Annotated in this window: 5 protein-coding genes; 2 read left to right on the forward strand and 3 right to left on the reverse strand. The window is 72.9% G+C overall.

Annotation, left to right across the window (positions count from 1 at the left end):
• Positions 1-106: 106 nt before the first annotated feature.
• Complete coding sequence (locus ABZ956_RS08005; protein WP_361888617.1) at positions 107-622, reverse strand: hypothetical protein; 516 nt, start codon at positions 620-622, stop codon at positions 107-109.
• A 520-nt stretch (positions 623-1,142) separates the two neighbouring features.
• Here ABZ956_RS08005 and ABZ956_RS08010 point away from each other — a divergent pair.
• The gene (locus ABZ956_RS08010; protein ID WP_361888620.1) at positions 1,143-8,669 is read left to right on the forward strand and encodes an SDR family NAD(P)-dependent oxidoreductase; all 7,527 of its coding nucleotides are present in this window, start codon (positions 1,143-1,145) and stop codon (positions 8,667-8,669) included.
• Here the strand turns inward: ABZ956_RS08010 and ABZ956_RS08015 are convergent.
• A complete protein-coding gene (locus ABZ956_RS08015) occupies positions 8,653-9,330 on the reverse strand; it encodes a macro domain-containing protein (protein WP_361888622.1) in 678 nt (225 codons plus the stop codon). The two genes, ABZ956_RS08010 and ABZ956_RS08015, sit on opposite strands and share 17 nt — an antisense overlap.
• Positions 9,331-9,437: 107 nt before the next feature.
• On the opposite strand from ABZ956_RS08015, the gene ABZ956_RS08020 reads away from it, so the two are divergent.
• Positions 9,438-11,060 carry an ADP-ribosyltransferase domain-containing protein gene (locus ABZ956_RS08020; protein ID WP_361888625.1) on the forward strand — a complete coding sequence of 541 codons (1,623 nt, stop codon included), beginning with the start codon at positions 9,438-9,440 and terminating at the stop codon, positions 11,058-11,060.
• 95 nt (positions 11,061-11,155) lie between these two features.
• On the opposite strand, the gene ABZ956_RS08025 is transcribed toward ABZ956_RS08020, so the two are convergent.
• Positions 11,156-12,427, reverse strand: coding sequence for an MFS transporter (locus ABZ956_RS08025; RefSeq protein WP_361888628.1), 1,272 nt, complete (start codon positions 12,425-12,427; stop codon positions 11,156-11,158).
• Between the last annotated feature and the right edge of the window lie 27 nt (positions 12,428-12,454).

Raw genomic sequence — 12,454 nt, forward strand, 5'->3', positions numbered from 1 at the left:
GGTAATTCCATGTCAAGGGGCCGGAATTCCCGCCGGGACGGCGCGGGAATGCGACAGCGTCGTGGCGTTCTCCTGACATCCGGGTGGCAGGTCTGTGCCATCACCCCTACCGCCGGCGGCCAGTCTCGGAGAGCAGGCCCCAGCGCGCCACGGCGGCGATGGCCTCGCTGCGGTTGCGGGCGCCCACCCTGCCGTAGAGGTGACGCACCACCCGGTACATGTGCCGCTCGGAGTAGCCGGACCGCTTGGCGATGTCGGCGACCGGGGCGCCGGAGGCCAGCTGCGTGAGCAGTTCCGTCTCGTCGCTGCTGAGGGCCAGCGCGCTCGGTGCCGCCGTGGTCCGGTCCGCCAGGGCCCGGGCGACGGCGGCCGGTAATCGGACGTCGCCGCGCAGCGCGCTGCGCAGCACCTCGCCGATCTCCCACAGGTCCGCGTCGTGCGCCACCAGCCCCTGGACGCCGGCGCGCAGGGCGGACCGGTAGTCGTCCACGTCCGGTTCGTTGAGCAGCGCGACGACGGACCGGCCGGGCCACGCCGCGCGCAGACGTGCCAGCGGCGCCATGTCCGAGTCCGGTACATGCACCAGGCATGCGTCCCATTCGACGGTCTCGGCCTGTTCCACGGAATCAGATTCGTGGACACTGAATCCGGACTCCTTCAGGCCGAGCGTGAGCCCATAGCGATAAGCCGGCGCGCTGTGGATGACCAGGAGACTTTCATTTCGTTCCGAATCGTCGACGGAGCAGCCAGCGCACATTTCTTCCCCCTTGTCTTCCTGAGCTGCCGTTCTGCGGACCGTTCCTCGGATGCCGTGGGCCGGTGCGACATCGACTTGCTTTCCCCGAGAGGCGGATTCGGGCTGCGCCAGCGCGAAGAGGCAAGCTTGATTTGACAAGACTTGACCTGACTCTCAGCTTAACGCCCGGCCCTTGCCGCGCCTCGAACTGGCGTACAGCAGACGGTAGTTGAGGGGGAAACCGGCCGGGTTGGCCTGCTGGTGGGCGTGCCGGGCACTCCGGTGCCGGACGGCACTTGGGTTTTCATTGCTTTGAGTGGTTTGGGGGCATTGGTCTTCCCGGTGTTCCCCGCCGCGCCGCACAGTGTCAACGGATGTGCCACCGAAGCGGGTTGGGGGCAGGCGCATGGTGTGTGAGCGGACTATCGACGCCGGGCGAGCCGTCGCCGTGGTGGGGGTCGCCTGCCGGCTGCCCGGAAGCGTCACCGACCTGGAAGGGCTGTGGAGCGCCCTGATCGAGGGACGGGACCTGGTCGGTGAGGTGCCGGGGGACCGCTTCGACCTCGACCGGTTCGTCGACCGGTCCCGGCCCCGTCGCGGCAAGAGCTACACGGCGGCGGGCGGCCTCCTCGACGACATCACCGGCTTCGACCCCGGGTACTTCGGGATCTCCGGCAGGGAAGCGGCCCACATCGACCCCCAGCACCGGCTGCTGCTGGAACTGGCCGCCGAGGCCCTCGACGACGCCGCGATCGCCCCCGCCACGCTGGCCGGGACGGACACCGCCGTGTACGTAGGGCTCTCCGACAACTCCTACGGCTTCATCCAGCTGACCTCCCCACGCACCGTCAACGCCTACTCCATGGTGGGCGGGGCGCTCTCCATCGCCGCCAACCGCCTCTCCCACGCCTTCGACCTGCGCGGCCCCAGCATGACGATCGACACCGCCTGCTCGTCCTCCCTGGTCGCCCTCGACCGAGCCTGCCGCACCCTGCGGGACGGCACCAGCCGCACCGCGCTCTGCGGCGGAGCCAACGTCCTGCTCAGCCCGTTCCCGTACGTCGGCTTCTCCCAGGCGTCGATGCTGTCGCCCCGGGGGCGGTGCGCGGCCTTCTCCGCCGACGCCGACGGGTTCGTACGCGCCGAGGGCGGCGCAATGGTCGTCCTCAAGACGTTGCGGGACGCCCTCGCCGACGGCGACCGGGTACACGGAGTGATCCTGGGCACCGCGACGGGCAGTGACGGCCGGACCATGGGCCTGTCGCTGCCCAACCCGGCGGCGCAGGAGGAGCTGCTGCGCCGCCTCTACGCCGATACCGGTGTCCACCCCGACGAGCTGGTGTACTTCGAGGCCCACGGCACGGGAACGCCGGCGGGCGACCCGGCCGAGGCACAGTCCATCGGCCGCGCCCTGGGCAGCCGTCGCACCGTCGGTCCGCTGCCCGTCGGCTCGGTGAAGTCCACGCTCGGGCACCTCGAGCCGGCCTCCGGGATGGCGGGCCTGTGCAAGGCCCTGCTGGTGCTCGCCCACCGCACGGCGCCGGCATCGCTGCACGCCCAACCGCCCCACCCCGGCATCGACTTCACCGGGCTCGGCATCAGCCCGGTCACGGCCACCCGCGCGCTGCCCGACCGCGACCGGCCGGTGGTGGGCGTCAACTCCTTCGGCTTCGGCGGTTCCAACGCGCACGCGGTCCTCACCGTCGCCCCGCCGGCCCCGCCCCGGGCGACGCTCCCCGACGTACCACCGGAGGGGCTGCCGGTGGTGGTCTCCGCCCGCACGCCGGCCGCGCTGTCCGAGGCGGCCGAGCGGATGGCGCGGCGCCTGGCCGGAGCCACACCCGAGGAGTTCTACGACATCGCCTACACCGCGTGCGTACGCCGGGGCGGCCATGAACACCGCTCGGCGGTGCTGGCCCGCACCGCCGAGCAGGCGGCCCGGTGGCTCGCTCGCCCCGCCGCCACGGACGAGGTGGACCCAGGCGATGCCGTGGGGGCGACGGCCGAGGCCGTCACCGGCGGGCGGATCGCGTTCGTCTTCTCCGGCAACGGCTCCCAGTGGGCCGGCATGGGGGCCGATCTCTTCGCCCAGGATGCGGTGTTCCGCGCCGCGGTGGCCGCGGCGGACGCGGAGCTGACCCCCCGCCTCGGCTGGTCGGTGGCGGAACTGCTGGCAGCGCCCCCCGGCCAGTGGCGGCTGAGCGCGACGGAGACGGCCCAGCCCATGCTGTTCGCCGTACAGCTCGGCCTGGTGGCCGTGCTCCGCTCCCGCGGTGTCGAGCCCGCCATGGTGCTGGGCCACAGCGTCGGCGAGGTCGCCGCCGCCCACGCCGCGGGAGCCCTCGGCCTCGACCAGGCGGCCCAGGTCATTGCCGAACGCGGCCTCGCCCAGGCGGCCACGGCGGGACTGGGCCGGATGGCCGCGGTGGGCCTGCCCCTTGAGGAGGCCGCCGAAGCACTCGCCCCCTACGGGCCGGACCTGGAGATCGCCGGGATCAACAGCCCCAGGGACGTGACCGTCACCGGCGGCTCCAAGGCGCTGTCCTCCCTCGCCGAGCAGCTGCGGGAACGCGGCGTCCCGTTCCACGAACTGCGGCTGGACCACCCCTTCCACAGCCGTCACATGGACGACCTGCGCACCCGCCTCCTGCCGGCCCTCGCCGGCCTGGCTCCGGTGGCAACGAACGTCCCGTTCCTGTCCACCGTCACCGGGGCGCCGGCCCCGGGCCCGGAGCTGGACGCCGAGTACTGGTGGCGCAACGTGCGCCGGCCGGTGCTCTTCTCGGCGGCGGTCGAAGCCGCCCTCGACCAGGGGGCGGACGTCTTCCTGGAGATCGGCCCCCACCCGGTGCTCGGCGGCTACGTGCGGCGCACCGCGGGCCGGCGCACGCGCGCCCGGTTCGCCGCCCTGGCGACCCTGCGCCGGTCCGCCGACGGGCCCCGGGCGCTCGCCACCGCCTCGGCCGCGCTGATCGCGGCGGGGGCCCGCGTCGACTGGGACCACTACTTCCCCAGCCCCGGACGCGTGACCCGCCTGCCCGCCTACCCCTGGCAGCGCGAACGGCACTGGAACAGCGTGGCCGACGGACTGCCCTGGATCACCCCCTGCGGCACCGCGCGGCTGGAACACCCCCTGCTGGGCGAGAAGGTCAGCGCCCCGCTGCCGACCTGGGGCGGCCCCATCGAGCCGACGCTGGTGCCCTGGCTGGCGGACCACCGGCTGGTCGGTTCCGTGGTCATGCCCTCCACCGGTTACGTCGAGATGGCGATGGCCGCGGGCCGCCGCGTACTCGGCGGCCCCGTCGAGGTGGAACACCTCGCCATCAGCGCACCACTCATCGTGGACTGGGACGACCCCGGCGCGGTGCGCACCCAGGTCTGCCTGCGCCCGGACGACGGCACGGTGACCGTGACCAGCAGCGGCACCGCCGGCGGCGAGGCCCGGCCGCACGCCCGCGCCCGCGTCCGGACCCTGCTGCGTTCCCGGCCGGCGCCCCTGGACCCGGTCGCGCTGCGCGCCCGGTGCCCGCGCAGGGTGGAGGCGCCGGAGATCTACCGGACGTGCACCGAGGTGGGACTGGCCTACGGCCCCGCCTTCCGCACCCTGCGCGGGCTGTGGGCGGGCGACGGCGAGGTGCTGGCCGAGTACCACCACGACGCGCCCGGAGCCCCGTACACCGTGCACCCGGCCCTGCTCGACGGCGCCCTCCAGAGCGGTGTCGTCATGCTGGCCAGCGAACTGGCCGAAGGCCAGGGCTATCTGCCCACCGGCTTCGAGGCGGTCCGGGTCTGGCGCACACCATCGCCGTCCGGACTCGTACGGGCCAGGGAACGGAGCCGGACGAGGGACACGGTGTGCTGGGACATCACCGTGGCGGACGAGGACGGCACGGTCACCGTGCGGCTCGACGGCTGCCGGCTGCGCCGCCTCCCGCTACCCCGGATCACCCCCCTCACGACGCTCCGCACGGTCACGCGCGCCGCCCCGCACCCCGACGCCCCCCGCGCCGCGTCCCCGCTGTCCCCCTCGGGCGGGCCGGCGAGCCCGCTCATCGCGACGGCGGCCCGCGAGCGGATCGCCGAACTCGGCGCCGCCTGGGGAAAGGTGGGCCACGAGCGCCTGATCCGCTACGGCAAGGAGGCCACAGCCCGGCGGTACGCCACAGTGTTCGCCGGGCTCCTGCCCGACCCCGCCGCCCCCTTCTCCGTGGACGACCTCGTCTCCGGGGGCCTCGCCCCCCGCTACCGGCGACTGGCCCGGCTGGCCCTGCCCCTGCTCGCACGACATGGCCTCGCACAGGCGGAGGGGGCCGGGCAGTGGCGGCTGGACCCGGCGGGCACCACCGCGCCCGCGCCCGCCCCGGAGACCACCCCACCGGCCTGCGTGACGGAAGTGGCGTTGCTGGAGCACCTCCTGCGACACCTTCCCGCCGTCCTCACGGGTGCGGAGGACGCCATGGGGCTCCTGGTGTCCGAACCCGTCGCCCGCGCCCTGGAGCAGTTCTACGACACCGCCCCCGTCAACCGCTTCCACCACCGCCTCATGCAGGCACTGGTGAGCGAGACGGTGAAAGCCTGGCCCGGCGACCGGGCGCTGCGCGTACTGGAGGTCGGCGCCGGCACCGGGGCCGCCACCGCCGCCCTGCTGCCGCTGTTGCCCGCCGACCGCACCACGTACTGCTTCAGCGACGTCTCCGCCGCGTTCCTCCACCGCGCCCAGCAGCGCTTCGCCCAGCACGACGTCATCGACTACCGCACCCTCGACCTGGACACCGACCCCACCGCCCAGGGATTCACACCCCACACCTTCGACCTGGTCGTCGCCGCCAACGCCCTGCACACGGCGCAGGACCTGCACGCCGCGCTGGGCCACGTCACCACGCTGCTCGGCCCCGGCGGCATGCTGCTCGCCTACGAATTCCACGACGCGGAAGCGCTGTTGCCGTACTTCGGCACCCTGGACAGCTTCTACCACAACACCGACCGCACACTGCGGCCCGACTGCGTGCTGCTCTCCCGCGACCGGTGGCCCGGCGTGCTGGAGAGCTGCGGCTACACCGGTGTCGTCCGGTTCGGGGACGAGCGAAAGGCCCTCCGCGACCACGCGTCGGTATTCCTCGCCACGGCCCCGCTCCGGACGGCGACCGAGCCACCGGCCCCGCCCCGGGCGCGAGCCGGCACCTTCGTCATCGCCGCCGAGACCCCAAAAGAGGAGGCGATGGCCCACGCGGTGGCCGAGGCGCTGACCGCCGCCGGCAGCGCTCCGGTCGACACCGTCACCTGCTCCCCCCAGGCGACACCCATGAACCTCACAGCCCTCTCCGAACAGCTGACCCGCCGCGCTCCCGCCGCACCCGGCGTCCTCTCCGTCGTCCTCCTCCTCGGCGAGGCGGAACTCCCCGCCCCCGGCGACCTGGTGACCCGGACCACGGACCGCGCCTCGATCCTGCGGACCATCGCCGGCCTCCGCGCCCACCTCGCTCCCGGAGCGCGGACGGAACTCTGGCTGGTCACCCGCCCGTGCGGGGCCGTGCCCGGCCCCGACCCCATCACCCACCCCGCCGACGCGGCCGCGTGGGGCACGGCACGCTGCCTGCGCAACGAACACTCCGACATGGGCAATCGCCGCGTCGCGCTGCACCGTACCGGCGATGCCACGGCCGATGCCCGCCGCCTCGCCCGTGAGCTGCTCGCCCCCGGCGACGAGGACGAGCTGGTGCTCACGGCGCACGACCGCTTCGTACCGCGCGAGAAGCCGCACGATCCGGCCCGCACCCCGGCCACGGGAACGCCCTACGCCCTGCGGGTGCGCGACCCCGGGCTGTCCTACCGGCTGGTCTGGGAGGAGGTCGAACCACCCCGACCCGGGCCGGGCGAAGTGGTCCTCCAGGTACGGGCCGCCGCCCTCAACTACCGCGACATCATGGACGCCGTCGGACTGCTCCCGCCCGAGGCGGACGAGCACGGACCTCCCCACCGGGGACTGGGGTTGGAGTGCGCCGGAGTCGTCACCGCCTGCGGGCCCGGCGTGCAGGGGCTCAGCCCGGGCGACCGGGTCGTCGCCGTGGCCCCGGACGCGCTCGCCTCGCACACCGTGACATCGGCCCGGTCCGTACGTCCCCTCCCGGACGGCCTCTCCTGGACGGAGGCGGCCACCCTTCCGATTGTCTTCACCACCGTCCACTACGGGCTGCACCACCTGGCCCGCCTCCAGCCCGGCGAGACCGTGCTGGTGCACGGAGCGGCCGGCGGGGTCGGGCTCGCCGCCCTCCAGTACGTCACCTCGCGCGGCGCCCACCTCATCGCCACGGCCGGCAACGAACTCAAGCGCGACTTCCTGCGGCGGCTCGGCGTCCCCCACGTCCTGGACTCCCGCACCCTCGCCTTCGCCGAGGACGTCCGACGGATCACCCAGGGCCGGGGCGTCGACGTGGTACTGAACTCGCTGGCCGGCGAGGCGATGACGCGCAGCCTGGAACTCCTGCGCCCCGGCGGCCGGTTCGTCGAACTCGGCAAACGGGACCTCTACGAGGACCGGACGCTCCCCTTGCGCCCGTTCGGCAACAACATCGCCTTCACCGCCCTGAACTTCAACCTCCTCACCGAGGACCCGCAACGGCTGGAGGAACTGCTCGCCGAGGTCGACGAGCACCTGCGGGACGGCGCCCTGCGGCCGCTTCCCCACACCGTCCACCCGGCGGCCCGGGTGACGGACGCCTTCCGGCAGATGCAGCACTCCAGGCACCTCGGCAAGGTCGTCATCAGCTTCGACCCGCTCGACGAACCACCCCTCGTGCACCACCTCGCCCGCCCGCCCCGGCTGCGCGAGGACGCCACCTACCTCATCACCGGCGGCACCGGCGGCTTCGGAGCCGTCAGCGCCGACTGGCTCGCCGACCTGGGCGCCCGTCACCTCGCCCTGGTCAGCCGACGCGGTGCGCACAGCCCCGAGGCGGCCGGCGTCCGTGCCGCGCTGACCGCACGCGGCGTCGACGCCGTGGCCCACGCCGTCGACGTCACCGACCCCGAGGCCATGCGGGCCCTGGTGCGGCGCATCGACGCTGGCGGGCACCCGGTGCGAGGCGCGGTGCACTGCGCCATGCACCTCGACGACGAACTCCTCACCGAGCTCGGCCCGGAGCGCTTCGCCTCCGTCCTCGCCCCCAAGATGGCCGGGGCGGCCGTGCTGGAGGAGCTCACCCGCGACCGTCCGTGCGACCTGTTCCTGCTGTACTCGTCCGCCACCGCCCTGGTCGGCAACATCAAGCAGGCCCCCTACGCGGCCGGGAACCTCTACCTCGAAGCACTCGCACGCCGGCGCCGCCAGTCGGGCGGGAGCGCGACGGCCATCGCCTGGGGAACGATCGGTGGGACCGGCTACGCCGCCCGCACCGGCTCGATCCCCGCCCTCGCCGCGATCGGCCTGGAAGCGCTCGACCCGGCCCGGGCGCTGCCGCCGGCCGCCCGGCTGCTGGGCGAGCGGACGGATGTGGCGGCACTGCTGCGCTGCGACTGGGCACGCCTGGGCGCGCTGCTGCCCTCACTGTCCGCGCCGCGCATGCGGGCCCTCGTCCCCGAACGCGGCGCATCGGAGGGGCTGTCCCGGGTGGACCTCGTGCGGCAGCTCGCCGGGGCCGGCGAGGCGGAGGCACGTGCCCTCATCGCCCGGCATGTGAAGGGGCTGCTCGCGGAGGTCCTGGGAGCCGACCCCGAGCAGCTCGACGTCAACCGCCGGTTGGACACCTTCGGCGTGGACTCCCTGATGGCCGCCGAACTCCTCGCCCTGCTGTACCGGCGCTACGAGGTACAGATCCCCCCGCTGGAGCTGATGCACAGCAACGGCACCATCACCGACATCGCCGACCTCGTCCACCAACGCCTGGCCCTGACGCGCGGGACGCAGGAGACAGCCTCGATCAGCGACGGCGGGTAGAGCGCTGGGGCGGCGCTATCCGTACCCGCTGTTCGGCGGGCGCGTTCTCGATGTCGTCGAGTTGCGAGACGATCGTGCTGCGCAGGTCGTCGTAGTCCTCGAAGTGGTAGTCGTGGAACAGCGTGTAGCCCGTCCACATCAGGTTGGCGCATATCCGTGCCGGCACCCGGCCCGTCCGGGCGCCCATGCCGACCAGCGCCACCGACGCGATGCTGCCGGGCGCCTCCTCGTTCTGCCGGTGGATCGCCTGGAACGCGGCGGCGCACGCCAGGGCCACATTCAGGGTCTCGCTCACATTCTGTGAGGACGTCTCCATCGTCGGCGTCGAGATCAGGAACTTCGGATCGACCGCCCCGGACGGAACGCACACCGCGCTCCCCACCGGGAGGCTGCCCGCGAACCGGTCCCGGATCGCCCGCTGCACACGCAGCTGGATGCCCGCTCCGAGGTGCCGCTTGATGACGGCGTCGACCCCGCCGTTCATCAGGCCCCGCGAGTTGGTCGGGCTGACCCAGGCGTCGACAGTCTCATCGAGGATCGAGCCCTTGCGGATCTCGATCCCGGGGGTGTCGGCGAACGCCGCCCGCCATGCCTCCACCACCTCCGTGTTGACGTCGGTCAACACCACCTTCAGCGGCGCCTGCTCGCGGTTCACGGCCATAGTGCACTCCCATCGGGAACGGTCCTTCCAGCGATCACGAAGCTACCGCGCACCACTGACAACCGGTCCGGAACCCGTTGTCGTACCCCGTTGCTAGCCTCCCGGCCATGATCGATGCCAACGCCCCCGCCCAGCCCGACCCGAACGACCCGCTGGCCCTCGCCGAACTGTTCACAGGCGGCGGTGAACCGTGGCTTCCGCTCCTGAAGCCGGTGATCGAGGCACAGCCGGACGCGGCCTCCTTCATCGGTGCGGGCCGCGGCCCGGAGGTCGTCCCCGTCCGCGAACTGACCTTCCAGGCGCTCAAGCCCCATCCACCGCACAAGTGGAAGGTCGTCGTATTCGGTCAGAATCCCTATCCGCGGCCGGAAAGCGCCACCGGAATAGCCATGTTCGACAACACCTTCCATGACTGGAAGGACAGTCAGTTCGGCAAGGTCGTCAGCATCCGCTGCATCATCAAGGCGGCGGCGATGTGGAAGTACGGCATACCCAAGAAGACCCCGATCGCCGACATCCGTGCGCTGCTGAAGAAGCAGGACACCGTCCAGCCGCCGGAATGGTTCCAGGCGATGCTCACCCAGGGCGTACTGCTGTTGAACGCCTCGCTCACCGCCAGCAGCGACAGCGGCAGGGCGGCGGGAGCCGACCGGCACACCGCGTTCTGGCGCCCGGTCGCCGAGCAGATCGTCGAAGAGATCCTCAAGGCCAAGCAGAACGCCGACGAGGAGGACCGTGGCGTGGTCTTCGCGTGGTGGGGGGCTCACGCGCGCAATCTGAAAAAGGTCGTCCTCAAACTCCAGGAGAAGTACCCCGAGGTCGACGTCCGGCACATCGACCACTGCAATCCCGCGGCACAGGGCGACATCTTCTGCGACGGCGACCATTTCGCGATGGTGAACGATGCCCTCGCGTCGCTGGGCGCCAATGTGATCGACTGGCTGCCGGCCAAGGGGTGGAACGAGCTCGCGGGGGAGTCCGGCGGAAAGGGCGGTGACATCGCCGAACGCATGGGCGCGTTCATCGCGTCCACCATGGAGCTGCACCAGCTGTATCTCGAACGGCTCGCCAGCGTCAAGGACGAGGGCCTCGTCCTTCCCGCGATCACCGGGGTGTTCGACACCCCGCTCATGGATTTCCAGGACGCCGTCAGCCCGGTCACCAAACTGCTGTCCCATCTCGACCGGCACGTGAAGATGTCGCACGAATTCGGCAAGAGGCGGGCGGACGAAGCGGCCGGTGGACTGTCCGCCGACGCGATCGCCGCCCTCTACCTCTACACCTGCGAGTCCGCGTTCTACCGGGAGATCAACGCCGTCCTGCGCTCCCCGGACAGGGCCGCCCTGGTCCCCTATCTCCCGTATCTGCGGCTGCTGTTCTCAGCGGTGTCGCGGCTTCCCGTCCGCACCGAGCCGCTGTGGCGTGGGGTGTCGCTGGACCTGCGTGCGCAGTATCCCCTCGGTCGGACCGTGACCTGGTGGGGCGTGTCCTCGTGCACGTCCAATCCCAGCGTGGCACGGGCGTTCCTCGGTGGCCGCGGCAAGCGGACGCTTTTCGAGGTGGTGCCCGCCCGGGCGGTGGGTATCAGCAGCTTCTCCGCGTTCACCGGCGAGGAGGAATTCATCCTCTCGCCCGGCACGCAGCTCAAGGTGACGGACGTCAAGGCCGAGCGCGGCGGCTTGTGCACCGTGAAGCTGACCGAATTGGCGGAGCAGACCCTCGTGTCCTGAGCGGAGGCGGCGTCGGCCCGCGCCCCTGACCCCGCGAGGCCCCGGCCGGTGGTACGAGACCGGCCGGGGCCTTCGGGGGCCTTCGCGACCGCCGGTCAGTCGGTCGTCGCCGGGGCCGTACGCGCGAAGTGGCGGGCGGTGGGCACCAGCGCCGCCGCGGCCGGTACGAGGAAGCAGGCGGCGGCGCACACGCCGAGTACGGCCGTGACCCCGAACGCGTCGATGGCCGGGGCGATCAGGGCCAGGCCGACCGGTGCCAGGCCGTACGACACCAGGAAGTCCAGCGAGGAGACGCGGGCCAGCTTGTCCGGCGCGACCTCGCGCTGGGTGGCCGTGAACCAGGGCACGTTGAACAGCTCGATGCCGATCCCGGCGACGGCGTACGCGGCGACGACCACGACCGGGTGCACGGGCAGCATGAGGCTCAGCGGGGCGACGCCGTACGCGGCCAGTCCGGCGAACGCGGCCCAGCCCTGCGAGCGCGGCCGCCAGCGGGCGATGACCACCGCCCCGCCGAGCGCGCCCACGGTGTACGCGGTCATGGCCGCGGCCAGCACCCACTCGGTGTCGTAGCGGTCCCGGCTGATCAGGGGCAGCGCGACGCTGGTGGCGGAGTAGCCGAGGGCGATGACGGCGACGAGGGCGCCGAGTCCGGCGAGGAACCAGGGGTGGCGGCGTGCCTCGTGTATCCCGTCGAGGAACTCCCTGCGGAAGCCGGCGCGCGGGGCGGGCTCCGCGGCCGGGTCCGCCGCGGTGGTGCCCGTTACGCCCTTGCCCGGGACGAGCGCGGCGGCCAGCCAGAGCAGGCCGATGCCGAGCAGGAGCGTCCAGACGTCGAGGAAGGCCGCGAGCAGCGCGGTCAGGGCGGGTCCGGCGAGCGTGGAGCTCCGTACGGCCATGGTCATTGCGGCGTTGGCCTGCTGACGCTGTTCTGGGGCGACGGTCTCGGCGGTGAGCGCCTGGAACGCCGGGCGGCAGGCGCCCTGTCCGGCGCCCGCGAGGGCGGCGGCGGCCGTCATCAGCACGAGGGAGCGGCCGAGACCCGCGGCGAGGAGGGGGGCGGCGACCGCCGCCGCGAGGGCCGACCAGAGGACGACCGCGCGGCGGGAGTGCCGGTCGGCCAGCACGCCGCCGACGGCGACGGCGGCGAGGAAGCCGGCGGTACGTGCGGCGAGGACCAGGCCGAGACCGGCGGCGCCGAGGTCGCGGTGGAGTACGGCGAGTCCGAGGACGAAGGGCAGGGCCCAGGTCGCGAGGCCGGAGGCGGTGGTGCCCGCCCACAGGCGCAGGAACGCGACGTCGCGAAGGACCGAACGCGGGGGCGGGGTATCGGACTTGGTCGTTGTCGGCGTGGGTGTGGTCGCCACGGTGTGGTCGCTCCTCGGGGGTGGGGG

The organism is Streptomyces sp. NPDC046261 (assembly GCF_040646235.1).
Taxonomy (GTDB): Bacteria; Actinomycetota; Actinomycetes; order Streptomycetales; family Streptomycetaceae; genus Streptomyces.